Annotated in this window: 35 protein-coding genes; all 35 read right to left on the reverse strand. The window is 47.3% G+C overall.

Annotated elements, in window-relative coordinates; all coding sequences use genetic code 11:
* On the reverse strand, nucleotides 1-428 hold a 428-nt coding region (locus LGZ99_RS17095; RefSeq protein ID WP_262979373.1), incomplete at its 3' end, for a phage tail protein.
* An 11-nt stretch (nucleotides 429-439) separates the two neighbouring features.
* Nucleotides 440-1,096, reverse strand: coding sequence for a baseplate wedge 1 family protein (locus LGZ99_RS17100; protein ID WP_036839508.1), 657 nt, complete (start codon nucleotides 1,094-1,096; stop codon nucleotides 440-442).
* Between the two features lie 2 nt (nucleotides 1,097-1,098).
* Nucleotides 1,099-2,286, reverse strand: coding sequence for a baseplate J/gp47 family protein (locus tag LGZ99_RS17105; protein WP_036839510.1), 1,188 nt, complete (start codon nucleotides 2,284-2,286; stop codon nucleotides 1,099-1,101).
* Entirely contained in the window at nucleotides 2,283-2,636 is a 354-nt protein-coding gene (locus tag LGZ99_RS17110; RefSeq protein WP_023045872.1) for a contractile injection system sheath initiator, read from the reverse strand. Before LGZ99_RS17110 ends, LGZ99_RS17105 begins: the two co-directional genes overlap by 4 nt.
* The gene (locus LGZ99_RS17115) at nucleotides 2,633-3,391 is read right to left on the reverse strand and encodes a phage baseplate assembly protein V (protein ID WP_023045871.1); all 759 of its coding nucleotides are present in this window, start codon (nucleotides 3,389-3,391) and stop codon (nucleotides 2,633-2,635) included. Before LGZ99_RS17115 ends, LGZ99_RS17110 begins: the two co-directional genes overlap by 4 nt.
* Nucleotides 3,392-3,732: 341 nt before the next feature.
* The gene (locus LGZ99_RS17120; RefSeq protein ID WP_228939987.1) at nucleotides 3,733-4,059 is read right to left on the reverse strand and encodes a hypothetical protein; all 327 of its coding nucleotides are present in this window, start codon (nucleotides 4,057-4,059) and stop codon (nucleotides 3,733-3,735) included.
* Nucleotides 4,052-4,483, reverse strand: coding sequence for a hypothetical protein (locus tag LGZ99_RS17125; protein WP_023045868.1), 432 nt, complete (start codon nucleotides 4,481-4,483; stop codon nucleotides 4,052-4,054). Before LGZ99_RS17125 ends, LGZ99_RS17120 begins: the two co-directional genes overlap by 8 nt.
* Entirely contained in the window at nucleotides 4,480-4,740 is a 261-nt protein-coding gene (locus LGZ99_RS17130; protein WP_262979374.1) for a hypothetical protein, read from the reverse strand. Before LGZ99_RS17130 ends, LGZ99_RS17125 begins: the two co-directional genes overlap by 4 nt.
* A gap of 100 nt (nucleotides 4,741-4,840) precedes the next feature.
* Entirely contained in the window at nucleotides 4,841-5,191 is a 351-nt protein-coding gene (locus tag LGZ99_RS17135; RefSeq protein WP_390894034.1) for an STY1065/STY2022 family phage-derived protein, read from the reverse strand.
* Nucleotides 5,192-5,204: 13 nt separating this feature from the next.
* Entirely contained in the window at nucleotides 5,205-6,302 is a 1,098-nt protein-coding gene (locus LGZ99_RS17140) for a baseplate hub protein (RefSeq protein ID WP_262979375.1), read from the reverse strand.
* A gap of 9 nt (nucleotides 6,303-6,311) precedes the next feature.
* A complete protein-coding gene (locus LGZ99_RS17145) occupies nucleotides 6,312-6,617 on the reverse strand; it encodes a phage baseplate plug family protein (protein WP_036839516.1) in 306 nt (101 codons plus the stop codon).
* Complete coding sequence (locus tag LGZ99_RS17150; RefSeq protein ID WP_036839518.1) at nucleotides 6,617-7,231, reverse strand: phage baseplate protein; 615 nt, start codon at nucleotides 7,229-7,231, stop codon at nucleotides 6,617-6,619. Before LGZ99_RS17150 ends, LGZ99_RS17145 begins: the two co-directional genes overlap by 1 nt.
* Complete coding sequence (locus tag LGZ99_RS17155; RefSeq protein WP_262979376.1) at nucleotides 7,231-9,234, reverse strand: lytic transglycosylase catalytic; 2,004 nt, start codon at nucleotides 9,232-9,234, stop codon at nucleotides 7,231-7,233. The genes LGZ99_RS17150 and LGZ99_RS17155 overlap by 1 nt, the downstream gene beginning before the upstream one ends.
* Entirely contained in the window at nucleotides 9,224-9,376 is a 153-nt protein-coding gene (locus LGZ99_RS17160; RefSeq protein WP_023043385.1) for a DUF6889 family protein, read from the reverse strand. Before LGZ99_RS17160 ends, LGZ99_RS17155 begins: the two co-directional genes overlap by 11 nt.
* A 35-nt stretch (nucleotides 9,377-9,411) precedes the next feature.
* Nucleotides 9,412-9,837 carry a phage tail assembly chaperone gene (locus LGZ99_RS17165; RefSeq protein WP_023043386.1) on the reverse strand — a complete coding sequence of 142 codons (426 nt, stop codon included), beginning with the start codon at nucleotides 9,835-9,837 and terminating at the stop codon, nucleotides 9,412-9,414.
* 2 nt (nucleotides 9,838-9,839) lie between these two features.
* Nucleotides 9,840-10,280 carry a phage structural protein gene (locus tag LGZ99_RS17170; protein ID WP_036839524.1) on the reverse strand — a complete coding sequence of 147 codons (441 nt, stop codon included), beginning with the start codon at nucleotides 10,278-10,280 and terminating at the stop codon, nucleotides 9,840-9,842.
* A gap of 9 nt (nucleotides 10,281-10,289) precedes the next feature.
* Nucleotides 10,290-11,753 carry a DUF3383 domain-containing protein gene (locus LGZ99_RS17175; RefSeq protein ID WP_200875290.1) on the reverse strand — a complete coding sequence of 488 codons (1,464 nt, stop codon included), beginning with the start codon at nucleotides 11,751-11,753 and terminating at the stop codon, nucleotides 10,290-10,292.
* 3 nt (nucleotides 11,754-11,756) lie between these two features.
* Nucleotides 11,757-12,317, reverse strand: a complete 561-nt coding sequence (locus tag LGZ99_RS17180; protein ID WP_036839530.1) for a phage neck terminator protein — start codon at nucleotides 12,315-12,317, stop codon at nucleotides 11,757-11,759.
* Nucleotides 12,295-12,681 (reverse strand): hypothetical protein, encoded by a 387-nt coding sequence (locus LGZ99_RS17185; RefSeq protein WP_023045945.1) that lies wholly within the window; start codon nucleotides 12,679-12,681, stop codon nucleotides 12,295-12,297. Before LGZ99_RS17185 ends, LGZ99_RS17180 begins: the two co-directional genes overlap by 23 nt.
* Nucleotides 12,668-13,186 (reverse strand): hypothetical protein, encoded by a 519-nt coding sequence (locus LGZ99_RS17190; RefSeq protein ID WP_036839533.1) that lies wholly within the window; start codon nucleotides 13,184-13,186, stop codon nucleotides 12,668-12,670. The genes LGZ99_RS17185 and LGZ99_RS17190 overlap by 14 nt, the downstream gene beginning before the upstream one ends.
* Nucleotides 13,183-13,593: a DUF4054 domain-containing protein gene (locus tag LGZ99_RS17195; RefSeq protein WP_023045947.1), complete on the reverse strand. Its 411-nt coding sequence runs from the start codon at nucleotides 13,591-13,593 to the stop codon at nucleotides 13,183-13,185. The genes LGZ99_RS17190 and LGZ99_RS17195 overlap by 4 nt, the downstream gene beginning before the upstream one ends.
* The gene (locus tag LGZ99_RS17200; RefSeq protein ID WP_262979377.1) at nucleotides 13,562-13,765 is read right to left on the reverse strand and encodes an STY1053 family phage-associated protein; all 204 of its coding nucleotides are present in this window, start codon (nucleotides 13,763-13,765) and stop codon (nucleotides 13,562-13,564) included. Before LGZ99_RS17200 ends, LGZ99_RS17195 begins: the two co-directional genes overlap by 32 nt.
* A gap of 47 nt (nucleotides 13,766-13,812) precedes the next feature.
* Nucleotides 13,813-14,760, reverse strand: coding sequence for a DUF2184 domain-containing protein (locus LGZ99_RS17205; protein WP_166310241.1), 948 nt, complete (start codon nucleotides 14,758-14,760; stop codon nucleotides 13,813-13,815).
* Between the two features lie 8 nt (nucleotides 14,761-14,768).
* The gene (locus LGZ99_RS17210; protein WP_023044718.1) at nucleotides 14,769-15,266 is read right to left on the reverse strand and encodes a structural cement protein Gp24; all 498 of its coding nucleotides are present in this window, start codon (nucleotides 15,264-15,266) and stop codon (nucleotides 14,769-14,771) included.
* Between the two features lie 11 nt (nucleotides 15,267-15,277).
* Nucleotides 15,278-16,534, reverse strand: a complete 1,257-nt coding sequence (locus LGZ99_RS17215; protein WP_166310240.1) for a DUF2213 domain-containing protein — start codon at nucleotides 16,532-16,534, stop codon at nucleotides 15,278-15,280.
* 46 nt (nucleotides 16,535-16,580) lie between these two features.
* Nucleotides 16,581-17,114 carry a phage head morphogenesis protein gene (locus LGZ99_RS17220; protein WP_023044716.1) on the reverse strand — a complete coding sequence of 178 codons (534 nt, stop codon included), beginning with the start codon at nucleotides 17,112-17,114 and terminating at the stop codon, nucleotides 16,581-16,583.
* 76 nt (nucleotides 17,115-17,190) lie between these two features.
* Nucleotides 17,191-18,660, reverse strand: coding sequence for a DUF1073 domain-containing protein (locus tag LGZ99_RS17225; RefSeq protein ID WP_036839548.1), 1,470 nt, complete (start codon nucleotides 18,658-18,660; stop codon nucleotides 17,191-17,193).
* Complete coding sequence (gene terL, locus LGZ99_RS17230) at nucleotides 18,660-20,183, reverse strand: phage terminase large subunit (protein WP_036839550.1); 1,524 nt, start codon at nucleotides 20,181-20,183, stop codon at nucleotides 18,660-18,662. Before terL ends, LGZ99_RS17225 begins: the two co-directional genes overlap by 1 nt.
* Nucleotides 20,137-20,742 carry a terminase small subunit gene (locus LGZ99_RS17235; protein ID WP_051769512.1) on the reverse strand — a complete coding sequence of 202 codons (606 nt, stop codon included), beginning with the start codon at nucleotides 20,740-20,742 and terminating at the stop codon, nucleotides 20,137-20,139. Before LGZ99_RS17235 ends, terL begins: the two co-directional genes overlap by 47 nt.
* 46 nt (nucleotides 20,743-20,788) lie before the next feature.
* On the reverse strand, nucleotides 20,789-21,238 hold the full coding sequence (locus LGZ99_RS17240; RefSeq protein WP_036839552.1) for a lysis protein: 450 nt from the start codon (nucleotides 21,236-21,238) through the stop codon (nucleotides 20,789-20,791).
* Entirely contained in the window at nucleotides 21,235-21,894 is a 660-nt protein-coding gene (locus LGZ99_RS17245) for a hypothetical protein (RefSeq protein WP_036839554.1), read from the reverse strand. Before LGZ99_RS17245 ends, LGZ99_RS17240 begins: the two co-directional genes overlap by 4 nt.
* Before the next feature lie 9 nt (nucleotides 21,895-21,903).
* The gene (locus tag LGZ99_RS17250; RefSeq protein ID WP_036839592.1) at nucleotides 21,904-22,305 is read right to left on the reverse strand and encodes a structural protein; all 402 of its coding nucleotides are present in this window, start codon (nucleotides 22,303-22,305) and stop codon (nucleotides 21,904-21,906) included.
* A gap of 2 nt (nucleotides 22,306-22,307) precedes the next feature.
* Nucleotides 22,308-22,634: a phage holin, lambda family gene (locus LGZ99_RS17255; RefSeq protein ID WP_036839556.1), complete on the reverse strand. Its 327-nt coding sequence runs from the start codon at nucleotides 22,632-22,634 to the stop codon at nucleotides 22,308-22,310.
* 96 nt (nucleotides 22,635-22,730) lie between these two features.
* Nucleotides 22,731-23,195, reverse strand: coding sequence for a hypothetical protein (locus LGZ99_RS17260; protein ID WP_036839557.1), 465 nt, complete (start codon nucleotides 23,193-23,195; stop codon nucleotides 22,731-22,733).
* Nucleotides 23,196-23,558: 363 nt separating this feature from the next.
* A complete protein-coding gene (locus LGZ99_RS17265) occupies nucleotides 23,559-23,957 on the reverse strand; it encodes an antiterminator Q family protein (protein WP_036839559.1) in 399 nt (132 codons plus the stop codon).
* Between the last annotated feature and the right edge of the window lie 32 nt (nucleotides 23,958-23,989).

Raw genomic sequence — 23,989 nt, forward strand, 5'->3', positions numbered from 1 at the left:
GCGAGCTTGGTGTTGGCGTTATTGTTTGCCGTATTTGCTAAGTCATAAGCGTATTTTACGGCCCTAGGAGTAGCAGCAAGCCTTTCACTGGTGCTATCTGTAGCGTTACTTAATTGTATTATGCCTTTTTCTGTGAGTGTGGCGTCACGGACTTCCGGCAGGGCATTTTTAATTGCTAATGCCAAATTACTTTTCAGAGCGTCGATATTCCCATTATCCAGAACATCATTGCCAGATTCTTTTGCGATAAAATCAGCAAGAATATGCGTAATAATAGATGATTGCCGCCAGGCTTTATTTAATTCGCGGGACTTGGCAACACCCGCGCTAAACCCATTTACTCTCGCTGCTAACGCTGCGTACTCGTCATTTGACAATACGTTAGCGCCCTCCGCCATGCCGAAGGTTAAAAACTCATTCTTAGCCATTAATTTTACTCTTAATTTAATAGAATGGACCAACCGCCTGCATCAAATCCGGCGATATATTTACTGTCTGAATCAAATCCGAAAATAACTCCTTTATTTTCAGAGTTGGTATAATTATTAACTCTGACTGCTCCGGGTTTAATATTTAAATATCCTTGCTGAATAACCGCTTTAACAACTTCTGGCACGACACCGCCAGTAACATAAACATCCATCGTCATGTCTTGGTTATCAACGAAAAATATTAATACAGATTCGTCGGGAATTACTCCCTGATAAATCTCAGCTAGCATTTCATTCGTACCATCCCAGTGATTCGCTCGAATTTTTGTGCGCAATATGGTTCGGTAAGTTTCATCATCAAGCTCTGTAAAGCCGGAATCAGAGTCATATTGCCGTTTCCAGCTCCCTTCATCTAGCCCCACGCCTTCCGTATCGAGCGCAAAATACACCCCGACAATCGGCGTTTTGACATACCGAGATATGCCAATCCACTCTCCTACTGCGTCTAGTTGAACCCCAACCGCCTCATCAATTGAGAATTGGGTATTCAAAAGACCTGCAACAGTAGCAATATTAGATAGTGGCCGGGTAATTAAATCGATGTGAGTAACAAATTTATTTGCCGTTCTATGCTGAGGGGTAATCAGTGATAAATAATCTCTCATCGTCACCTCGCGATTAGCTTAATATGCTCTGGCTTACATGTAACCGCTTCATCAAATATAACAATTAAATTGCTCGGTGATACCTCATCCTCTGACCTGCCTATTTGAATTTCAAAAATGTCATAAGTTAAGCCTTCTTCATCACGTAAATTTGCAGGAGAAAATAAACGGCTTAAATAAACGTTATCACCAATTAACTGAGCATCGATATAACTTGCGATTGCTGCACGAATTCTATCGCCTACCAGCGTTGTATATCCCTCAAATGCCGTCAAGGTTATCTCAACGAATACCGGCACGTCTTTCGGGCGTGAAAAGTGAATCGGGTGCAGAATGCTATAGCTATCGGCTATCTTAATTTCAGTATCGCCAAAGGTTCCTGCTCCCGGTCCTTTCTTTGTCTCTATGGTCTTCGCTATCAGTTTCGCATCACCACCATCAACTATCATTGCAATCGAATGCGGCGGAATGCCGTTGTTGTCCGTCACATTAGTGTCATTCTCAAACCCACGCCGACGAACGACACCCGGTATCAAGCTGATGGCGCCCTGAATTCCGTCTAACACAGTCCGAGATGGCAACGCTACAGATTTACGTTGCCGTTCTCGCAAGGCGGCATCCAATTCGATGGGCTGGCCTGTAGCTGCTGCGGCTAAATTAGTTACGCTTTGCCAGCCCTGCGTCGGGGTTCCGATGATAGTAACGTCTCCCGGCAATGCGGTTATCTTACCTTTAGTCTGACAAGTCGCTGTTGCTATTACGTACCCATGCAGACCTATCGAAACCGTATCAGGAAGAGTCCAGGCATAACCTTGTTTGTCTCGCACAATGCCATTTTTTACCGTAGTACCGACAGCACCAATTAATTTGACATCAACAGTTGAATAAGTAGAAGTATGCCGCGCTATCCCATTGATTTTGACGTTGTTAGACAGCGCTGCGCCGGTTGCTGTTGCCGGACTAAACGAGTTATAAGCCGCTATGACGGCATTATTCGCATCGTGTATTGCTAACGCGTAAATTGCTAGCATCTGCCCGTCTTTGCTATCGGGTTCCAAGTAAGCATCGGTACCGTATATCTGACGAGCAAATTCCGTAATTTTATTCAGAATGGTCTGGTAATCAGGCGCACTGATGCCTGAAGCTGTCACAGTTGCGGCCAGCCTTAACGTATCTAGATTTAACATTATGCCTCGCTTGTTACCGTGATTTGTCCGTAGAGGGTGTCAATAGTGGCGGTGAATGTCAGGCGGCGTGTCGTGCCATCATTACGGGTATCAAAAGAAAGAATCGATTTAACGCCCTGGGTTTTTAGAATACGGTCCCGAACGGCAAGGATATAAACATCAGATCGCTGTTTTCCAAGCACTGACTGAACATAGGGTGTACCCTCTTTCATATCTAGAAACCAATCCCCACGCCATAGTGCAAGCCGGGTTTTTACTGCCAGCGCAACGGCTTCGGGCGAATTCGTCAGAAACGTATGGTCTCCCTGTCCGAAACTGTAATCACCGCTCTCGTCTTCACGTCGATATCTCACTGGGGACCTCCCGTCTTGCTGCCGCCCGATTGCACGCCACCGTGCGTATGGTTCATCAGGCTTATGCCACCCGCGGTCAGATCGTTGTTCACCGCGACCGGGCCTTGCATCGTTGCCGTTCCGCCACCCGCACCCATCCCCTGCGATAAGTTGCCGTTAATGGTGACGTTACCGTTCAGAGTGATTTCAGGTGAGGTGATTTCAGTACCGCCATGTGCAGTGGCAATGAGTTTTGCCGGTGTGACCACAGTGACATTATGACTGCCGGGATCGAGTTCGATATACGCCGCGCCGTCATCACTTCTCAGTTGCGCGGTGCTTGTGCTGATACCCGGTATTCTCTTTGACTGTGATTGTGGGCCAACAATAGCAAAGGCATCAGATAAATCATGTTGCCGCTGGTCTGCCGGTTCTTGTACGCCGCCAGATTGCCACCAGAAATCAATGCAGCGATCAGCAAATATAACCAGGCATTCATCACCCGCTTTTACCGGGAACGTTAGCGTCACGCCACCGCCTCTTGGAAATATAACGGGTACATCCACCAGCAGGGGTAAGGATACGGAAGTGGTTTTCCCTTCCGGGTCAGCAATACCACTTTTAATCGCAGGCTGAACAACACACGTTGCCGCCTCAGCATTAAACGATTGAATAATGCCCGGCATGGCAACTCTAAGCTGAGAAGAGAGAGAACGATTTGTGGCTTTCAATGTTTCTGATAAATCGCCGGTTCTTGATTCGGTTAAGACTGGCATGGGGAAACTCCATAATAAAAAACCTGCCAGAGCAGGTTATGAATTCATTTCTTCATAAAACTGATCATCAATGTAACCACCCCAAAATTCCACTCCGTCTTTTTTTATAAAAATGCAATCTTCCCCGCAAGGGTGTCGCGCATCAATACGTATCGCGCTCCTAGACACTTTATGCTTTTTCATTAAATAGGAAACTTCGGATGGAAAATTATTTGAGGCATCGCAACTGGTATAATCGGCACCAATCTGCCTTATTTCTTGCTTTGTCAACTTAACCAATGGGTGACCTCACAATAAAAAAACCGCAGTTAAGCGGTTTAGTAAATAATAGGATTGTTAAATTAAATCCAGTGAAATCCTTTAGCCATTAAACCAGCTAATCCAAGAGCCACGGCAATTATCGCACCAAATAACAGGCGGAAGTCTGAACGTGCGTCTTTTCTCATTTCTCGTACGTCAGTTTTTACTTCATCTATAGATTTTTTGATATGCTCAACGTCTGATTCGAGACGAGCTACACGGGCCTCCATATCTCCACCTCCACCGTTTCCACCACCCTGTTTGAATGATGAACCATTATCATGTGAATGTCTACGCGAAACACGATCAGCTAACCACCGGCCATTAGAAAATCTCGTGCCATCAATGACAGAATCTTCACTACTCATTATGCGCCTCCGATAAAATCATTCTAAAGTGGGCTTCTGATTTATGAATAGTCTCGTCAGGCGTATCAGCACGGGCTATAGAACATTTTATTGCATAAATCCCAGTATTTATTACCCTAATCGAAACCGAAGCACTCAAAAAACCCGGCACGTCTGTTGGTTCTGCCTCAAGATCATCAGCGGTTACTGATACCTTTGCGGGTATATCTTCTGTCCGACCATGTAGAATTGTTGTGCCGTTGCTGTCAGTAATATCGATAGAAATTAGATAGTCTTTAGATTGGTGAAGCCCAACAAAAGCGACAGCAATAATGATTTTCGTCTCAACAGGCAATGCTGGACATCGAAAACTGAGGATCGGCTCTTCCCTATCTCTGGCATCTTTTGTGGCGGGAAAAATGAAAGCTATTTTCTCTGAACTCATTCAGACCTCTTGTGTGTTCTTGCCGCTGTTTCACATCTGATACATCGGATTAATCCGCCACTTATCACTTTTACGTTTGCAAGAAAGGCTTCTTGAGCTTCTTTATTATTTAGGTTTAATGATAAGTTTCCATTCTCATCAACAATTATCTTTCCATTATCTGCCGTGGTTCCGTGAGCAGACGTTTTTGTGATCCACATTAGAATTTTATCAGGAGGCGCAGTAAAGTAACGCATCACTCTTGCTAATCTAGTCATAGCTCCCTCCTAACTCGCTATGGTGATAATAGTTCGATTGAACCTCTAGTTCAACAATCAAGATGTTTCAGGCTCACCATCCTTGGTCTATATGACAAGCTCAATCCGCCACTTTCTTACACGGAAACGAACCGATGATCTTCGGTGCGTCCATCGCGTTTTGCAGCAACTGGACGTTTAGCCACGCCTTGCCGTTCCGCTTGATAAACTGGAAGCCGTACATGTTGCCGTCGCGGGCGGGCATGAGGCCCATGTCCATTTTTATCTGATCCCAGTCATCTTTTTCTTTTAAAAACTTTATCTTCTGAGATGTTACCTTTTCACCATTGATGTTGGACATACCATCATCACCTACCGTAATTTTATAGCCACCACAAAGCGCAGCGGCATTAACGCCAGTGACAAACCCCATGACCAAAAAAGGTAACATAATTAGTTTAAGCAACTTCATTAATAACCTTCCCTCAAAATCCTCTGTTGACTGCTGCTGGACTGGCAATATCAGCTGCCCCGCGTGCCTCACACATCATTTCTTGGTACCATGCATTGCCGCGAGTATCACCAGTATACATAATGCCCCTGACGATATATACACCGTCAGTAGCTATACTCGCTGGAGGATTAGACACGCCGCTGACGTAAAGGTTCCCGTTATCATTTTTTTCTACGAGTTTACCTTCCCGTTGTTGTTTATTATCTTTTTGCTGCTCATCACCTGATTTGTTTATAGCGTCATTAGGCAGCACTGTTCTATATACCGAGCCTTCATCTAACTGAATTAACCCATTTACCCGGATATTCGGATTAATTAAGCACTTCACGTTAACGCCCGCGCCAATGGTCTGTTGCGGCATACCAATTAATCCTGTCCGGCTGTTTAACACCACAACATTATGCACGGCCATTTCATCCGTCAGCATTTCGACTTTACCGTCCACAAATTGCCATTTGGCCTTACATTGCTGCGCGATATTGTCTAATACATATCGCGTCTTTTCGAAAAACATTTTTCCGCGAGGAAAGACAGTATCCGGCATTTTGGGTTTAGCTCCCGCAGTGATACCGTAAGGTTCCAGGCTTCGCAAAGCAAGGTTATAGACATCATTCAGAGTATACCCTGCCGCCAGGGTTTGATTGGTGAAAGCATTAATAAAGGCTTCGTTACCGTCACACGCCTGAATTTGAGTGTAGGTATCAGTGGGATTATCACGACCCGTCATCGTATAGCGAATATCTCCGCTAAAGATCTCCCCGTAATTTTTGCCGTCACGCTGTCCAGTGGTTCCCGGCTCAACGGTGCGGGCTTTACCGACTTCGCTTTCAGGAACGGTTGGGGTTATTCCGTCATACCCAACGATAATTTTTATCTTCGAAAACTCGCTACCCAGTATCCGATTGCTGGTATCTTTTGACAGATTGTAAATCTTTAACGTTGCAACGCGCGGATTACTAATAGTGAACCACTCAATATTAAAGGTCACTTTAAAATCTGACAGAACTATCCCTTTCCCCTGATCGTCTACTAGCATTAATTCAAAATGACGTAACCAATTCTGACTCATATTTTTACCTTATGGTTGTACAAAATATAAATGGCTGGATAACCCAAGATTTGTGTCTGTCGGGTATTCCGCGCTGTCTGCATCACTGGCAATAACTAACATGCCGTTAATACCAAGATAAGGATATTGTTCAAGCAGGTTCACACCCGGTATGAGTGGTGCCCCCACCAGCAGATCCACCCCCGATTTATCCTGGATATCCATCACCCAACCCGCAGCATCCCGGTAAATCAGGCGCATCTTGATATCGGTATTTCCCAGCTTAATTGCAAAAAATTGATTGTTCGCCGTGAGCGGAATTTCTGATACTTGCATCAGCCGCCTCCTTTTATATAACTTTTAAATGCATTAACGGCGCCTTCTTTTATTTCTGATAAAGCAGACTCATTGACCGGCTTTAATGTTTTTGTGCCTGAGTTCTCAACCGCTGATGTGTTTACACCGGTTTTCATGACCTCTTTTTCCGCGACCTGTACTTTTTGAGTTGATGTAATAATCACTTCACGTAACGTCAACGTACATAACAGCACGTTCTCACTATGCCGGTCCGTAGTGACTTCAATCGCTTTAATCAGCATGTTTTCGTAAGTGCGCTTGCCGGTAATGACATTAAAGGGCTCTCGTAACTCTTGAAGGTTGAGGATCTTCTGATAGGTCTCTTTCGGGCTTAAGCCCATGCTCAAGCCAATCTTTGACGTATCAACAAAATCGAGAAGCGAACCCCCACCAGCGAAACCCAGCTCCATCACAATTTCAGAGGGTTTTTTGTAGGCATGGTCGCTGACCGCAGCGCCGATTTCGACAGGGTGCTCTGTGATTTCAAGCGCGTCTGTGTGCTTTTCAGCAATAACGACGCTCGGCACAAGCAACATGCTTTCAGTGCCAAACGACCGGGTTTGTTGCTGAAAAATCGCTGATAAAATATCCATTAGCTCACCTGTTGTATTAACCGTGCGTTCACCCCATTTTGCCGACTCGCGATTTCATTCGCCGTGGCTTTCGCATCCGTTGCGCCATGAACGGTAATGTTCGTTGTTTGCTGAACGCCACCACTCCCGGCAATTGCCGCCTTGCTGATAAGTTCACTGTTGTATGGGTTACGACCATTTTCGCGCTGGATGATGCCGTTCATCAGCGCGGTTAACATTTGTGGGTCCCGTAAATTTAATTGGGCGTTCGGATCAACACCCAGCAACTTAGATATAACAGCAATGTAGTCTTCGGTATCATTTTCCTCCGGTGGCGCGTATTTCGTGATAATGCCGCGTATCGTTGTCAGTCCACGCGAGGCATACAACGTTAACTGTCGTGAGAGCGCTCGCAAACCGTCAAACGCCGTTTCAAATCGGGCAAAACGTCCACCGGGGCTCTCCAGTGCAGCGCCTCGTTGCTTCGCAAAATTCAAGTTGCCGGGGTTGTTGTTGCGTAAGCCCCTCTCCTTGTATTCAGGCGCAGGGGGTGGAGTCGGTGCACCGGGCATACCAGGGATATCTGCCGTGACCGGATTTGGCAAGCCTCCCTGATGTTTGCTAGCCCAGTCATTGTTTATACCTAACCATTGACCAAAGTCCCCGATCCCCCTTTTAATTTGCCGGGTGTTATAGTCCCACGACGTCGCTGCACTTTGTTTGATATTGTCCCAATCACTGTACAGATATCCACCGTATGCCACCAGCCCCAAGAGTGGAGCGAGACGAGCCATCAAGGGGGTTAGTGCAGCAGAAACCTTGGCGAATCCAGCGAGCATCTTCACAGCCCACGTCGTAGCAACGATGCCACCGAGTATCAAAAAGGCGTTTTTCCAGCCGCCGATGCCGTCAACACCTTTCTTGATCCATTTCCCAATGGTTTTAAACGCACTAACCGCACGGTCGATATCTTTTTCCCACTGACTCCAGTCAATCAGGCTTTTGCCGCCCTCTTTCCAGGTCTTGTAGTCGTCATAGAGCAGAAGAAGCGCACCGATTAATGCCGTGATTATGCCGATGGGGGACATCAGAAATGCACTATTGAGTAAACGCCAGGCAACAACGACAGCGCCGAACATGGCAATCAGCATTTTGCTGCTTTCATCCAGTCGCTTCCACCAATCTATAACCTCTCCAATACCTTGAACTACCCGGTAAACCATCCGGCTAAAGACCTCAGCAAACCACAAAATGCCTTTGATAATTTTGGTCAGCGTCGCTTCAATTTTTGGGAAATTATCAAGTATCTTCTGACGTAACGAGTCGAAGGAACTCGCTAAACCGTTGGCGAGATTAGAGCCAATTTTATCGCGTAATATACCCAATAGCGCGTTAAAGCCGTGTAGTGCCGTAGTGAACTTGTTCGCTTGCTGGGCCGCTTTATCGGCATTGAACCCGGTTTTCTGCAACATCATCTGATAATCAGCAGTGAAACCCGCTAACCCGCGGCGCATAGCCATCAGCGTATTTTCATCAATACCGAGCATCTGCGCATATTGATTAGCCCGGTAGTAAGGCATATTGCTAAGTTTCTGCCCAACTCCCGCCAGTATGCTTGCAGCATCACGCATCTGGCCGGATGAATCGCGAGTTTGAACGCCGAGCCGATTAAGCCACCCTTCCGCACCGGGATTATTACGCATAAACCGCGCCATATTTTCCAGTGCGCCTTGTGCGGCTTCTGCACTTCCGCCCATCTGTGAAACGGCATAACTGAGCGCTTTGATGCCGGCGACTGTTGCCCCGGTACGTTGCGACTGCCAGTAAAGCTTATCCAAACCCGCTGCAATTTTGGTAGTAAAGCCGACAATGGTGAGTGCTGCCCCTTCAACCGCGGTACCCAGCTTAAGCACGTTGGCAGTGACGCCTTTCACCACAGCGTCAAATTTACCCCGGCCTTTCTCGTCTACATCAAACCCCAGACTGATAAGGAAGTCTTTAATTGTGTCAACATTACCGCTCATTTGCCTCTCTCCAGCGTGCTATGCGGGCCTCGTTATCGGCTTTTAAATCCAGCCAGTCGTTCATGCGGGCGATATCCGCCAGGTCAACGGTGCCGCTTAAGAGATCAGGATATTGGATATATCCGGCATCGACGGGGCGCATCAGATAATCTTCCCCATCAGGCAGAGTATCGAGTGTTAAGCCGCTGGCGGGATTGGCGTCTCTTGTGCGGGGAGTGCGTGCAAAAAATTTCCCAAAGAGTCCCCGATCACTCTCGCGACAAGTTGCAACAAGGTTGGCAAGTCAATGTCATCGAAATGCAATACCCCTTGTGAAAACACCGCGGTCCATCCTTTGCCGTGCTGACGCGATACCACTGATAAGCATGGATAGAGGATCGCATTGCAATCTTCGTCACTTAAATCAGAAACGGCTTGTGCAATCTTAGGCAGCGCCTTCTCTAAAGCGCCTTCCATATTATTGCCTTGCGCCATTGTCTGTACCGCACGAATATCAGACACCAGCCCAGCCAGAACGGGCAATAATTTACGTGACACTTTCAACTGATCGAAGACGTTCAGCTTTGCCGTACGGTATTGAATACCCTTGATTTCAAATTCCATCGTTAGAACTCCCCCAACACCTGATCTATCTTGATACAGTCAAACGCCCACGCAACGGTTCCACCGTCTTTAGCGTTGGTGTAATCGGGTTGCTTCTGAAAAGCACAGCCCCGCGCTGTCGTGATTTCTCCGGAAACAAGGTTACGTATCAGAAAAACATTATTCCCCCAAGTCCCCGATGACTGCGATTGTGCGTTATAAGCGAGCGAGAGTTTCTTATTCGTCGGTGAGGTTTTCAGCAAGTTCACTGTGATAGAGCCGGATTTTCCCGCATGTAATGAGTGCATCCCTTCACCATCTGCACCGATGGTCATCGTGTTCTTGGCTTCGGTCATCGTGATTGTGATCCCTTCCTCCGAAGTTGCCGAGCCATACCCGACATCAATAACCCCGGTCGGACCTGTCAGGGATGCCGAAACATCCATAAATGAATAAGTAGCCATGTTTACCTCTTAACGAACCACATTAATAATGACATCAGCATAATGAACAGCACCCGCTAGTTTGATAGCGCACTGGATAACCGGTGCTTTCCGGGCTTCCCTGTCAGCTTGTGCCTGTGTCGCAATGGGCGGCGCATAGACGTAATAGCCTTTAGTTAAGGTATCGCCCGGTTGGATTTGTCCAATGTTCCCACCGTTCCAAACTCCAGGGGCCACCAGCCCATTAGTAACAGCCTGACCAAGTGATTGCTCAACATTGGTTAGTAAGCGCGTAACGCCTGCGTCAGTTTGTGGGATCTTGCTGGTGCTGGTGTAAAGTAGGTTATAAAGATTGTTCTGAACGTAGTTCTGTAACCAATCCAGGCTATGACGCTCGTCAATGAAATCCCCGTTCGCCATGACGCCTTCCTGAATAATGGCGGTGTCATTGTTGTATTTAACAAAGACATTGCCGTTTTTCTTCTTCAGGGCGTTGGCTTGGGTTGCGGTGAGATTTTCAGCGGTTACTGCCGGTTCCTGTTTAAATTTCAGGGTAATGGTGGTGTTATTGCCATTGAAATTGACGGTAAACATTCGCCCCATCAGAGAAGCCACGGTATACGGTTTACCCGATGAGTATTGCCAGAGGGTACGCTGATAGTTTCCGTCTTTCAGTTGTGATCCGATATCGGTATCAACATCAGCCTCCAATACCGCTGTTTTCTGTGCGGTATGTCCATAAATACGGGAAACGGATGCGGATTCGATATAGTCGGCCACAGACAAAATATCTTTATCCGTCAGCGTGTCATCAGCGATAACTAATCCGTACCAACCGCTGGACACCGCTCCCAATGTTGCCACCGCCTCAGCAATGGTTTCTGCTTTGGCCGGCTCGATAGCCGTAGCGCCAGCGACTTGATCCAGTTTTAACAGGTCACCGATATAAGTCCCTGCACTGGCTGATGAAACATAACCCACCGTACCCGATGTCTGTAACGTCACAACAAACCGTGATGTATCCCACGTCACTGTGCAATCTTTCAGCTTTTCCGCTATCCGCTGGGCAACACCATTCAGATTCGTCTCTTTACTCAAATCAATGCTGCTGTATACCGCTTCTTTACCGTTAATCGTTAACTTAAAAGATCCATCTGTGATAGCCGTAAAGTTGCTGATGGCTTGCTGTTGCTTCGTCAGTATCGCGCCCCTTAAGACAGCGAGCGCCTGATCTTTTACCCATCGGCCAATATACAGATCAACCGGGCGCGGTGACTGGGAATAATAAAGTGCCGCAGCCTGGTACTCTGGTGTATCCAGCCCAAAATCAGCCCCGACGCCATCAATATCGGCATACAAGCGTAACCGCTCGTGAGTATCAATCACCGTACTGGCCCCCGCGATCAGCAAGGAACCAAAGTTTCGCGATTGCGCGGCGCGCGGGGCCATGTTTATCGTGACATTGACGATATTTGAAACAGGTAAACCCTGCATAATTTAATCTCCAAAGAATTTAACCGGCGCTTCCACCAGCGATTTAACACCGTATTCACGCACGACTTTCCGCCGCAGGGTGATCGTCATGTCATAACGACGCACCCATTGATTGTTGATGAGTTCAGGCGCAGCAAAAATACAGCCGTAGTGGCTCAGTGATAGACCGAAACGCCCTAATTCGTCGTTGTTCTGACTGAGTGTGATCCCATCCCGGAATTGCGTGCAATGGTGCTGCCCTGCCGGGCCATAAAATGAAATCAGGCATTCAATTTTCTCATGCCGCCATAATTCGGTACTTTCATCCGTCTGATTAACGAAAGCGGGTGTATCATCGGAAACCATCGACAAGATCCCGAACGCGCACCAGTCAGTACTATTACTGGGAAAGACGCGCGTTTCATCGTTCGGTTGCCATTTCGGAAACATCATTTTCCCCGGCAAGCCACTAACCGAGCTTATCCAGCGCGATAACTTTCGTTCTACTTCACGATCATAGTCCGGGGCGGACAAAGGTGTAAGCCAGCCGGGTTGGGTGCTATCACTCAATGGGTATCCCTCCATCAAATGGTAATAGCTCACAATGGGCTTGAACAAAACCCGCACCGTAGGCCGTATAGGGATCAACCGATTTAACCAGATAATCCCGGTTTTGATATGTCACCACATCGCCCGTTTTATCCGTTTCCCCGGATATCAGCCGTTCTGTGGTGATGATCAGGATATTACCGCTGACGACTTGCCCGGACATTCTTATCTGGGCCTCAAGAGAACTATCAACGGTCACTACCCCGGCAAAACCTTTTGTCGTTTTTTCAGAAGTCGCGAACCCATCATCATCTACCATGACCTTACGCCGGGTATATTTCAGTGTCGTATCGCAAAAATCGGGATCAAATAAAATATCAGTCACATCAAGAAGTGGCATTTTTATCCCTCACAACATAGTTGATAGAGCGCAACAGATAGCCGTGGGCGTACAGCGGCTTATCGCCGGGGATACCCTGATCACGTCGATTCTGAATGGTCTTTTCTGATAAGGGGTGAAGCCTGTCGCCGTCACCGATGACTTTCTTGGCAGCATCGCGAGCAATTTGTCCTGCTTTTTCCAGTTCACGGATAGCGGCATCTTGCTTACCCTCCAACGCCAGCTCTGCCGCGGCTTTCAGGTGTGCCGTGGTGACCTCACGTGAATCCTCTATTCCTACATCAAGGAAAGGGCGCGGCGGAAGTGTGACCGTTTGTCCGTTAAGCTCTACCTCGGCCCCAGTAGACTGTAGATAGCCAATTTCCGCATTGTTCAGGGTTTCCCCCTCCTCCCGCGTAGCATTTTTGGCGGGAATGCCCACCAGCACGTCCATCCCAGACAGCTTTTTCAGGGATTCCAGTATGGCCGCCGCATTGTCCGCCCTGACCGTCAGACCACTTTTCATAGCAGTTGCCTCCCACCCGCACCGAACATGGACCACCACCAAAAGAACTCTCTTCCGTATGCCGTGTTATTCCAGAATCCGGCATCGGGGTTGATAATCCCTGACGTGTCGTAACTCATTGAAACTTTGTCTACGGATTTCGACGTCAATACGCCGCCACCCGCAGTGCTTACGCTGCCACTGATAGCCACACCCGTGATAGCTTTCCCTCTCAATTCAACGTAATGTGCTGTGAAGAGTTCAGCCAGATAGACGAACTGGTCACCGTGTACGTTTTGATCGAGCAGACTATCAGCCTGGCTAAGATAGAAATTGATTGCGGCGTCTGGGTAGCGGGTCTTGTCGCAAAACTCAGGACAGTCGGTGCGGAATTGATCAACTGTCGGAAGAAGACTGTTTTTTGCCATTGCCGGCCCTCCCCTTTTTGTCGTCCTGTTCCTCTATAGGATTGTCCAACGCTTGCGCATAGGAGGTGAAAGCCCAGTGTTCTGCAACATCATCAGTGTACTCGTGGACACCCGGCGAAAGCACTACCTCGCGGCCATCAGGAAAACTTAGCGTAACACTACCTGTAACCATATATCGTTTCATATCAACCTCAGTAAGCGGGACTAACCCGCCATTAATCAAGATACAGGGATGTCCAGATAAGCGATGGTGTTCGCATATGGCACTTCGACTTGTCCCAGACGCCCGTAGTAAGTTGTCAACTGATACAAACCGCGAGGCTCTAGAGGCGTGCTCAACAGAGGAACAAGAGGGAAGCGGATATATTTCTCTTCTTGGGTGTACGCTACGATACGATGGGCACCACGTGCACCGCGCTTAGAAGCCCATTTCATGGAGACAATTTCCAGCGGCTCCCCGTTTTCCTGAAAAGCAATCGTGTTGATCTTGATATACTCCAGTACAGAGATATTGCCCGCTTCTGAAACCTTCTTGCTCACTAACAGACCGAACAGCTCCGGCGCTAAACCGATTTTGCGCGGGCATACCGCGTAACCTGACGCCAGCCAGGCGTCCGTCAGCAAAATATTGATATCCGCAACAATATCATCCGGGGACGTTGCTTTCGTCCACGCCGCAGCCGCCGCGCGAGGAGTTACTTGATGCAAATTAAGCAACCCGGTCATTTCTAGCTCGGCGTCACCGATATACACTTGCTCGTCGACGTCCATATTCCATTTCAATTGCATGGCGTCGTATTTTTGAGTGTCAATTGGACGCCCCACCTGTTGAGCCGATGCCAGCTCTGGTAGCGTCCAGCCAATTTCCATACCCCACAAAGTCAATGGCTGTGGCGTTTTCTCAATGTTCAGGCTGATACCGGCAACGGCAGTCGAGTTCTTGCCAATCCAGTTTTTCCCGTTCGGGTTAACCCCGCCCATTGCTGCCAAGTCAGTGTTAGTGAAAGAGGAAACCTCATCCGCGATAGACACATCGGAACGGAGCGACATGTCGCGGTTCCATTTGAAAGAGACCAGAGGCAAATTAAGCGTCTGGTCAATGCGCTCTAATTCCCCGGCAAGAAACACACCGGTAGAGTCTCTTGTCGCTTTATCAATAGTAAACATAGTGTTCCTTAAATGTTGTATGCGATTTCGATATGGCCTGATGCATCACCCGGCCCCATCACTTTAGCTGCCGGTAATTCCGGTGTATTTTCAGCGGTCTTATCAGGCGTAATAAGAAACGATCCCAATGGACTGTCTGCCGTTGCGCCCTTCACGCGAACGTAGACTTTTCCGCCTTTCTTTGCGCTTTCTGCGCCTTTTACAGCGACTGCGATATAGCCACGTTTTAGGATGTCGCCAGTCGTGCCCGCTTTTATTCCAAGGTGCGCCATGTCGGATTGGGCTTGAATGGGATAAGGGCGAACCAGAATGCCCACAATGAGATCAGCGGAATCGCCATCGCCTAGCGGTACAAACTTATCGCCGTGGTATTTACCCGCCAGCCCGTATTGTCCGAATACCTTGGTTTGGTCAAGAATGACGGGTTCTGTGGTCAAATCGCGCAAACGAGTGACCGTCCCGTTAAAGCCAAGCGGCATACGGGTTAAATAGGATGTTCCTGCCATGTGTGATTACCTTATTTGTTGCGTTTCCAGAAATCGGCGTAAACTTTGTTCAGTTCTGCCGGAGTGCGAGCGACAGCCTGAGCATGATCGCCTGTACGTGTTGGAATGGGTTGGATATGGTTTTTTGCTTTATTAACCGCGACTGCCCCGTTGAAAACAGCATCGACCGTGGCTTTCGGTGCCTTGGAATAATCCGAAATGCCGAACGATTTCAGATAAGAGCTATCGCCAGTACGTACAGCATGATTAAGAACTTGACGCTTGAGGGACTTATCCCCTGTGGGTTTGAATCCCGGACAAATGATTTCCGCGTCAGCAATGATATTGCGACGGTAGGCAGCATCACCCGTCACTTTCGCGTCTTCCTCTTCGTCATCAGGGTTACTGTCCGCCGTTTTTCCCTCTAACGTATCTAAACGCGTTGATATTGAGTCCATGAATTTTTGAGCCCATTCTGGCACGTCGTTATCCTCTGTCTTTTTTTCAGGGTTGTCGGGCTTGTCATCAACCGTGGTGCGCTCCGCGGGCGGTAATGCGGTTGCCTGAGAAGGTACATTGATGTTGATTGTCGCGCCCGGAATAGCGGCCATCCCCTCCGATGGAAGGTCCGGTGCTTCATCGATGAGTTTCGCTAACGTGTCATCGTCTCTTGTTTTAACGGCTGTCGCCAACTTTTTAAGCCATGACATAACCGGCTTCTCCTTCTTGAACTTGAAATTTGGGGCTGAATCCCCGATTGCGCAACGGGAACCCGCCCGACCCTTTTTAACAATGGCAAGGTGGTTTCCTGTGATTTGGTATTGCTTGCCCTTACCGGGCGCTATCTGCTTGTATTGCGTATCGTAGCCGCAACTGACATCGGTCATTCCAGCATTCACTGCATCAATAGCCTCTTTGCGCTTGATGAGCATGTCAGCCACCAGCAAATCCGACTTATCGCCAGTGCCGCGCCGGACGTTTTGGATGTGCCCGTGAGCCAGTTCTGAGAAGTTGGACGGATTGACAAAAACAATGTTGCCTTCTTCATCTTCCGGGTGATCGAGCGTAACGGCCACCCCTTCAAAACTTGCCATTGTTTCCGGTGAAAAAACCTCATCCTCAGTCCGGTATACTGTGACAAGCCCACTAGCATCGGGCTGTAAGTCAACTTCTTCAGGCAAATAGGTTTGCGTACCCGTGCGGGCTATTGGTACGTCTTTACACAACAACGAGCCATCGGCTTGTAGATAGCGTGTTTCACCAAGCTTCGTCGTAAAAAAATATTTCATGGGTTACCTGCTTTCAGGTATTAAAAAAGCCGCTATTTGCGACCTGTTATTCTCTCGGTGGGGGTATATGAACTTCCAGCCAACATTTACAATTAGGTAGACATCCTGCGTGCCCTGTCATCCCATCAAGTGTGGGCGGATCTTCCCAGCGCACAAATTTATCTTTCATCTTCCTGTGTGAGGGTCGCGTGCCTGCGCCTTCAATACGCCACCAATAACCTTCTGAGCCGACTGATAACGCGCGAGCCTGTGTAAGGGCCATTGTCGCGCGGCCAATTTCAGTCCGTGCTATCATCCTTGCCCGACTCGCGGCCACATTCCCGGATTCAATAATCATCTGATAGAGTTCGTCCGGTCGCTCACCGTTGATAACGGCCTGAATCGCGCGGTCTTGAATTTCCCGTACACGTTCAGCAGCTTCAAGCGGTAGTGACTTCATCAGTTGGATTTGTCGATAAACAATATCTTGAGCTACTTGTCCAACCGGGGTGTTTCCAACCACATCCCGTAAGCCTGCCGAAATCTCTTGCGACATGGAACGCCACTGGCGCCATTCTTCACCCTCCACTTGAAGGAACATTTTATGTGCAACGGATGCAATCCAATCATCAATAACATACGAGTAATCGATAAGATGACCAGAGATGGCATCAGCGCTAGCCTGAGAACCATCGTAAGAGCCAGTGATGATTTGATTTATTTGGCTGACTATCGCCTGTAGGCTTTTGCGATACTGGATTTCCGAACGTCGGCGGAGGGCCGGTTTCAGATTCAGACTCCTCCCAGATCGCTTTTGCGCTTTCAATGTCTTCATCTGTGATTGAACCCCCAATGCCAATCACATCCGCCATGTTGCGTAAGTCCGTCATTGCTGCATGCACTGGCAGAATTTGCCGATCTACTAATGTGCCAATTGCAGACGCTACATTGTTCGCCATCGTTGCTCTGTCTGTGTCCGACATTTCCCATAATTTATTAAACTCAAACGTAAAATCGGTAGGCAATGGCGAACCAAATAGCGACCGATGTGAGATATCCAGCAGCCATCTCAACGGACGGCGGAGACGTCTTTCTTGAAGCGTGTTAACCCGGCTATAGTAGTTCTCCAAGTCACCATCACCCGTACTGAAACCCGATGGAGACTGACCAAACAAACGCACAAGGGGTATTCCCGTTGCTCCAGAGACTTGTTCAGCAAAACGCAGGATGACATCTGCAATACCGGCGAACGAATAGCTATGCGTCTGGAAAGTGTCCAGTGCGTCCATTAACGTCATGCCTTCGATGGTCTGGAATTCGCGGATCATATCCATATGCTTCATCAGTGCGGCATATGCGGGACTTCTCTCGCCTAATGCGAGAATTTGTCTTAATCCGTCAATGCTATACGTCCGCAAGTGCGCTTTGTGAATGAGTTGAGTCGTACCTACAGTTGCAGTATCGAACGCCTGGACGCGCTCGAAAATACGCTCAACAACCGACATCCCCCAGCCGTTTTCTGTTTGAGCCTGTTGGAATGGTAGCGTGTCGCCTTCCATTCGAATGACGCGGGAATGGTGAATCTTCCAGGGTGGAATTCCCTGTTGATTGATCACCACGTTATAGAACTTGGGTTTCCCGAAGTGCGGGCCGTACTCTTTTACTAAGTCACTGTCTGTTGGTTTGACCATCCACCGGTCAAGACATAGCGTGCCCTTGAACTGCCCCTCACCAATCGTCTCAAGATTGAGAGGCGTTGACATGTCCTGACCGTCGATCAACACCACCAGCAACGCCCCTCCGTATAAACGAGACCATTTCAATGTGTTGTTTAACTCATCCCACAGTCCAATATCCTCCCAGAGCGTTTCGAGCTGACCTTTTGCGTCTGGCTTCATCCGTGAGCTGATAGTAATTCCCTTACGCGTCATATCGTCAGCCATCGCATCGACACCAGCGCCAATTAAGAAAGAGCTGCGATAACCAAACTCAATCTGAGCTCTGTTGCGGGATATGTAACCGGGTATGTAGGTACCGCCTGTCTGAATGTTCGATGTATACCCACCGAGTTTTGCGGTAAAGTTGTTGTACCCGTCAGCAGTCCTAACGGGCTTTTTCGCGCCGTCACGGCGATTTTTACAGGCCATTATTGCCTCCCTAAGGTTTCCCATATACCTAAATCGCCAAATTTCATATCAGAAATGGCATCCATCATCGGATCTAACTGGTCATCGTGCGTGTTGAAATCGGGAGTGATAGATTCCATTTCAGTGAGAAAATCATTTATCCATTCCGCTTCTGCCGGGAGATAGATGTATCCAGACTCGATATAACCTTGGACATCCATCAATCGTGTAAACTTGTCTTTATCCCGCTGGATGGGGATTACGGGGCATAGAGCCTCTGTTTGGATTTCCTGGATCAGTCCAGTGCCAGAAGCTTTATCTTCAATCTTCATCGAAATCAAAGAACCGCAATCTTTTCTCGCCTTACATTTCGCCCAAAAAGCGACTGCACGACGTTTAAGCTCTTTCGATTCCCACTTGCCACGGATGAGATCAATCAGGTACATCTTGCCATCTTCACCCAAGCCCCATAGTTCAAAAACAGAGAAGTCATTGGCTTCTTTGATTTTTTGAGCTGTATCGCCATAGACCGTACTCCAACGTATCGGGGGTAAGACTGCGTACTCTTTAAACCACTCGGATTTGATTAAGCCACCGCCTTTTGCTGTAGGGCGTTGCTGATATAAGGCATTCCAGACAAGTGAACCCCGTTGTTTGCATTTATCGACGAAATCCTGTGGCATGCGTTCAGGGAACAGGATTTCACCCGGCTTTCTCAAATTGTACGTTTTGCCGTTCAGCTCGTGGATCTCTTCTTTTTCGGCTTCCATCGGAAAGCTGACCACGCGCCACGACTCGCCGCCTTCTTCAGCCAGTTTAAGAAGTTGCCCCGCCAAGTCATTCTGATGCCAGCGAGTCAAGATAATCACGATGCCGTTTAATTTCGGGTCAGCACGAGTAAAAAAGGTCGTGTCATACCAGTCCATTACCGATTCTTGATAAACCGGTGACGAGGCCGTTTTGTAGTCCTTTGCAGGATCATCAATGATACCGATATTCATCCCTTGCCCGGTGATACCACCGTTTACACCCGCAGCACGATAAGAACCACCCTGCAATTGACCTTTAGCGTCCAGTACTTCCCACAACTCGGCTGTACGAATGGCACCGCCAGCCAGTGTCCTGATATTTGTTCCATTGAGCCGAGTGTTCGGAAACACGTCTTGATATTTTTCTGTATCGATAATGCGCTGCGTGTCGCGTGACATGCGATTAGCCAGATCTGACGAATACGAACACGAAATAATGTGCCAATTTGGATGCTTACCCAGCGCGTAAGCTGGCAGTCTTCTTGATGCTAATTCACTTTTTCCCGAACGCGGCGGGGCAAATATCATCAGCCTCGGCATCTTGCCGTTCTCAACATCCCTCAGAAACTGATCGAGTTCTAAACATAACAACTCATTGAACCAACCGGTTTCATAGCGCGAATTGGTATAGAGCGTGAAATCCATCAGAGATGTGCAAGCTTTCTCTATAGCCCTGCGTCGGTATGCATCAAGAGTCTGTAAGTTTCTCATTGAGCTGACTTGAGCGACGGCCATAGCCCATCTCCTTTAATCTCTCTTCAAGTTGCTCATCAGTTAAATCAATTTGTACCGGACCACCCTCCGCACCTGTTATTTCAGTCTTAACGTTTTCTTTAAAGGCTTGAACGTTTACATGTTTACCCAGTAACTCCAGGTTCTTCACTTTATCCGGCCATTTGATTTTTTTCATAATACCGACTAAATCGCGGTCCTCTCCCCGTCCTTCAAACATCTCAGAAAGGTCAAATCCGCTTAGATAGCGACGCCATACGCCAGGCCATTTAGAAATGGGTTTAAGACTCATGTCTTCATGTAGGATGTCCGCTACGTCCATCTTGTCGATTTCTACAAGCCGCAAAAGCACATAACTGGCATCAATCCCTAATTGGTTGATACGCTCTTGTTTCAACTCATAAATAAGCGCTTGAACCAGGGGATTTTGAAGCAGCTTATAACCCATTTCTGTTGCGCGTTTTGAAGAATACCCGGCGCGGATCGCCGCTTGCGTAGCATTAAGATCGACAAGATACTCGTAGCAAAACATCTTTTGCTTTGCTGTAAGTTTCTTAGTCATTTATTTTTCCTTCGAATATAAAAAAGCCCCGGATTAACCGAGGCTCTTACTGGCACTGAGTCTTAATGTAGTCCTGCAAGCCTAATACCTGCTGATTGATTACCGCTATTCGCTCTCTGAGGGTCCAATAATGCCTGATAGCGGTGTCGTCAGGTCGGGCGGTGGCTGCATTAGCCACGCCGGAGGAGGAACCGGCTTCGCTTTGATTACAGCTTGCCGCGATACGCAACCGGCGACGACCAGCGGCAACATCACCACGAAGAGCATCAATTTCAGATTTGGCATTGGCAAGTTCCTTTGTGTGTTTCACATCCAATTCGTTCAACATGGTAATGTGTGAGTTCTGATAGTCGATAGTGTCAGTCAGTTGCTGAATGTCTTCTTGCTGCTGCTTTGTAACATGCCGTTCTCTCTGTAACTCAGAGTGATAGTAATAAGCTGTCAGTGAAATAATGATTAATACGAGTATCGTGTAGTAATGAGCGTTGAATTTCATACCTGTCTGTTCGCAATGTATACCGCTGTTGAAAACCCGCGCGGCGTTGCGCTCCTGAAATTAGCCCGCTCTTTACCTTTACCTGGGGGAGCTTTGTGAATTCTGTCGTCTGGTTCACCTAATCTTAAAGTCATGCGAGGTTCTGGCATTACGAATCCGTTTCCCGCCCATAAACATGTTTTCTTTGTGTAATTATCATTCTTTTCATATTCATTAAAATAATAAGGATGAAATGTATAATCAGGCTTACCAAATATGCTACTGAAAACGCTCACCGGATTTTCGAAGAACCACGGAACGTTCAGCATATTTCCAATGTTTTTGCATTGTTCTGCAACAAGTGCGGCCTTGATTTGAAATGCCGGGTCTTTTTCACGTTTATCTTTGAACCACCTGGCTCCACTGACAGCTACGTCAGTACAGGGAGGAAATCCGGCAACAAATACGGGGTTTTTCACATTGCGAATAGCATGCCATGATTCAGCAGAATCAATAACATTAGCTACTTTTGTTACTGTTCCACCAGCTGTGTGATTTTCTGTCGATGATTTATTGTGCTGCGGGTCTATTAATAATGCACTGTATCCGTCATTCAGCCAGGGCTCTGCAAATATTCCGGTGATATCACACAGACATATTATTGTTCCTTTTGTCATACGCTGTCCCTACAAAAGTGAAAAGGCCTTATCAATGACCGCGTTGTTATAGGACTGACTACCATTCTCGACGGTAATAATCGCCTTAATCAGTTTTGTCATAAATGCCTGATTAAACACATCAACAACCTGGTCGCAGGTAACATCGGTGTCTTTACACACACGATTAACATAACCCTCGGTATTATTTTCTATCTTTGGTGCCCATCGTGAAATAATGCCGCTGACAGTGTTAATGCCGTATTTCCTGTTATAATTCCGAATGACCTTTATCATTGCCCGAATACCATATTCAGGACCGACAAACTGACAAAAAGATTTATCGGTACGCTGTGATTCCGGTACCAAACCTTGCCAGTTATCACCCCAACGGATATTGCCGGGATTATTGTTTCGTATGCCTCTACTCATATTCATTCTTTTATCCCCGCTTTACGGTTTAAAGTCCCACGCATTAGCTGACCAAAGAAATCAGTTCCCAAATAACCAATAATCACACTGCCGATGTAAGCCAAATCTATGCTCAGATTTAAGAAGACCAACAAATCACGAATGAACCACGCGATAAGTGCACACATCAGCGCATCAATAATCGTCTTCCAGAACTTACCCCCGTTGTATCGACCCCTAAGGTAAGCCATTAAACCGGCCAGTGCTGCACCGATACCCTGTTCTTTGACTGACAGCAGCCACAACCATAGCTGCATCCATATATCAGGCTGCTTGTCCATGAGTTTCATACCCGTTGGGGATTAAGATCCCGTTCAACGGGTATGAAAAGAAAAAGGCCACACCGAAGTGTGACCTGTGAAGGGTTTTTAAGAGTTGATTAAACATTAGCGCACAGACACTGAGCCAGCCAGAATAGCCATAAGCTTTTCATACCAAGTTAGCTGAATATCAGTTGGCCTACCTAAAATCTGGCTGGCTTGTAACATTGCCGGATAAACTAATGAGGCCCAAGGTCTGTTGTCATTATCTTGAATATCCACAAGCCTATTTAACAATTCTTCATCTGAGATGATCAGATGTGAAGTGTTATAGAGCATCAAATAGCGTGCTGCTTGCTTATTAGCGCGTTCGGATGTGACTTCGAATGAAAACATGATTTGCATTGTCGCAATGGCAATAATTAACAATCCTGCAAATACCGTATAATAACCCCCGATAACAGCGATGGTTGAACCGAGCAGTATCAGCAAGAAAGAGGATGCCCAATTAATCTTATCGGTAATAACACTCAACATTTTCTCTAAGCAATATGAATAGTAAATCTGATATAGCATGTCTTCTCTGCTCATGTATCCTCACTTAGCTAAAACAAAAAGGCCACGCAATGCGCAGCCTGGGAAGAAGATAATTGATCGCTTTTAGAGACTTTTTAACATAATGACTCTTAAGTGCACCCGCGTTTTTAGGTTCAGACAAAAAACAGGGTCAAAGCCTTAAAAGTTTATGTTTTCTCACCACTATTTACGTGTTTATGCATATAACATTTTTGTAACAAATTGCCACTATTGGGGTTCAAGCAAATCGTTAAGCTTAAGCCCCATTTCGGCGTGTTATCTCTGAAACAAAAAAAGGCCCCTGAATTAGGAGCCTTTTTCTATGGTCGTAAAAACCGCATTTTGGTCATAATAGCATACTTTTTGCGGGCCGCACTACTATTTTAAATTATCTGCTGTTGCTACTTCGTGGTCCATCTCAAGTTCGATATCCAGCATGACCAAACAACCTTCCACAAAGCCCTCCGCGACTTGCATCCTACGACGGACTTCTCTCTCGGAGGTTTTTGTACGTCTCGCTATCTCCCGCTTGGGCAAACCTGAGATGTAATACATCTTGACCATCTTCAACTCATCGGGCTTCTTTACCGCGTGCAGGCGGCTCACACAAATGTCAATGACCAAGCCGTCAGCGTCACAACATGAAAGGCGCTGTGAGCGGTTAAACGGAACCAGCCCTTTGAAACCCGCAGCAATGGGCGAAAAATCTACGCCGCTGCTGTCATCCGCAGCCCATCCGCCCCACCGTTCTAAGACTTGTTGAATGTTTCTACGCATCGTTTTTGTACCTGTATTTTTATGTACCCAAA

It is taken from the genome of Photorhabdus temperata (assembly GCF_025384845.1).
Classification (GTDB): domain Bacteria; phylum Pseudomonadota; class Gammaproteobacteria; order Enterobacterales; family Enterobacteriaceae; genus Photorhabdus; species Photorhabdus temperata.

Excerpts from the sequence above, each read along its gene's own strand:
- LGZ99_RS17180 (WP_036839530.1), bottom strand. The coding sequence starts at position 12,317 with ATGGAGGGATACCCATTGAGTGATAGCACCCAACCCGGCTGGCTTACA.
- LGZ99_RS17240 (WP_036839552.1), bottom strand. The coding sequence starts at position 21,238 with ATGAAATTCAACGCTCATTACTACACGATACTCGTATTAATCATTATT.
- LGZ99_RS17155 (WP_262979376.1), bottom strand. The coding sequence starts at position 9,234 with ATGAGCGGTAATGTTGACACAATTAAAGACTTCCTTATCAGTCTGGGG.
- LGZ99_RS17185 (WP_023045945.1), bottom strand. The coding sequence starts at position 12,681 with ATGCCACTTCTTGATGTGACTGATATTTTATTTGATCCCGATTTTTGC.
- LGZ99_RS17120 (WP_228939987.1), bottom strand. The coding sequence starts at position 4,059 with ATGAGTAGTGAAGATTCTGTCATTGATGGCACGAGATTTTCTAATGGC.
- LGZ99_RS17190 (WP_036839533.1), bottom strand. The coding sequence starts at position 13,186 with ATGAAAAGTGGTCTGACGGTCAGGGCGGACAATGCGGCGGCCATACTG.
- LGZ99_RS17260 (WP_036839557.1), bottom strand. The coding sequence starts at position 23,195 with ATGAGCAGAGAAGACATGCTATATCAGATTTACTATTCATATTGCTTA.
- LGZ99_RS17200 (WP_262979377.1), bottom strand. The coding sequence starts at position 13,765 with ATGGTTACAGGTAGTGTTACGCTAAGTTTTCCTGATGGCCGCGAGGTA.
- LGZ99_RS17250 (WP_036839592.1), bottom strand. The coding sequence starts at position 22,305 with ATGAGTAGAGGCATACGAAACAATAATCCCGGCAATATCCGTTGGGGT.
- LGZ99_RS17195 (WP_023045947.1), bottom strand. The coding sequence starts at position 13,593 with ATGGCAAAAAACAGTCTTCTTCCGACAGTTGATCAATTCCGCACCGAC.
- LGZ99_RS17170 (WP_036839524.1), bottom strand. The coding sequence starts at position 10,280 with ATGGCTACTTATTCATTTATGGATGTTTCGGCATCCCTGACAGGTCCG.
- LGZ99_RS17175 (WP_200875290.1), bottom strand. The coding sequence starts at position 11,753 with ATGCAGGGTTTACCTGTTTCAAATATCGTCAATGTCACGATAAACATG.
- LGZ99_RS17130 (WP_262979374.1), bottom strand. The coding sequence starts at position 4,740 with ATGACTAGATTAGCAAGAGTGATGCGTTACTTTACTGCGCCTCCTGAT.
- LGZ99_RS17100 (WP_036839508.1), bottom strand. The coding sequence starts at position 1,096 with ATGAGAGATTATTTATCACTGATTACCCCTCAGCATAGAACGGCAAAT.
- LGZ99_RS17140 (WP_262979375.1), bottom strand. The coding sequence starts at position 6,302 with ATGAGTCAGAATTGGTTACGTCATTTTGAATTAATGCTAGTAGACGAT.
- LGZ99_RS17265 (WP_036839559.1), bottom strand. The coding sequence starts at position 23,957 with ATGCGTAGAAACATTCAACAAGTCTTAGAACGGTGGGGCGGATGGGCT.
- LGZ99_RS17210 (WP_023044718.1), bottom strand. The coding sequence starts at position 15,266 with ATGGCAGGAACATCCTATTTAACCCGTATGCCGCTTGGCTTTAACGGG.
- LGZ99_RS17225 (WP_036839548.1), bottom strand. The coding sequence starts at position 18,660 with ATGGCCTGTAAAAATCGCCGTGACGGCGCGAAAAAGCCCGTTAGGACT.
- LGZ99_RS17150 (WP_036839518.1), bottom strand. The coding sequence starts at position 7,231 with ATGGATATTTTATCAGCGATTTTTCAGCAACAAACCCGGTCGTTTGGC.
- terL (WP_036839550.1), bottom strand. The coding sequence starts at position 20,183 with ATGGCCGTCGCTCAAGTCAGCTCAATGAGAAACTTACAGACTCTTGAT.
- LGZ99_RS17215 (WP_166310240.1), bottom strand. The coding sequence starts at position 16,534 with ATGAAATATTTTTTTACGACGAAGCTTGGTGAAACACGCTATCTACAA.
- LGZ99_RS17245 (WP_036839554.1), bottom strand. The coding sequence starts at position 21,894 with ATGACAAAAGGAACAATAATATGTCTGTGTGATATCACCGGAATATTT.
- LGZ99_RS17165 (WP_023043386.1), bottom strand. The coding sequence starts at position 9,837 with ATGGAATTTGAAATCAAGGGTATTCAATACCGTACGGCAAAGCTGAAC.
- LGZ99_RS17115 (WP_023045871.1), bottom strand. The coding sequence starts at position 3,391 with ATGCCAGTCTTAACCGAATCAAGAACCGGCGATTTATCAGAAACATTG.
- LGZ99_RS17135 (WP_390894034.1), bottom strand. The coding sequence starts at position 5,191 with ATGAAGTTGCTTAAACTAATTATGTTACCTTTTTTGGTCATGGGGTTT.
- LGZ99_RS17255 (WP_036839556.1), bottom strand. The coding sequence starts at position 22,634 with ATGAAACTCATGGACAAGCAGCCTGATATATGGATGCAGCTATGGTTG.
- LGZ99_RS17235 (WP_051769512.1), bottom strand. The coding sequence starts at position 20,742 with ATGACTAAGAAACTTACAGCAAAGCAAAAGATGTTTTGCTACGAGTAT.
- LGZ99_RS17160 (WP_023043385.1), bottom strand. The coding sequence starts at position 9,376 with ATGCGCCCCGTCGATGCCGGATATATCCAATATCCTGATCTCTTAAGC.
- LGZ99_RS17125 (WP_023045868.1), bottom strand. The coding sequence starts at position 4,483 with ATGAGTTCAGAGAAAATAGCTTTCATTTTTCCCGCCACAAAAGATGCC.
- LGZ99_RS17220 (WP_023044716.1), bottom strand. The coding sequence starts at position 17,114 with ATGTTCCTTCAAGTGGAGGGTGAAGAATGGCGCCAGTGGCGTTCCATG.
- LGZ99_RS17205 (WP_166310241.1), bottom strand. The coding sequence starts at position 14,760 with ATGTTTACTATTGATAAAGCGACAAGAGACTCTACCGGTGTGTTTCTT.
- LGZ99_RS17145 (WP_036839516.1), bottom strand. The coding sequence starts at position 6,617 with ATGCAAGTATCAGAAATTCCGCTCACGGCGAACAATCAATTTTTTGCA.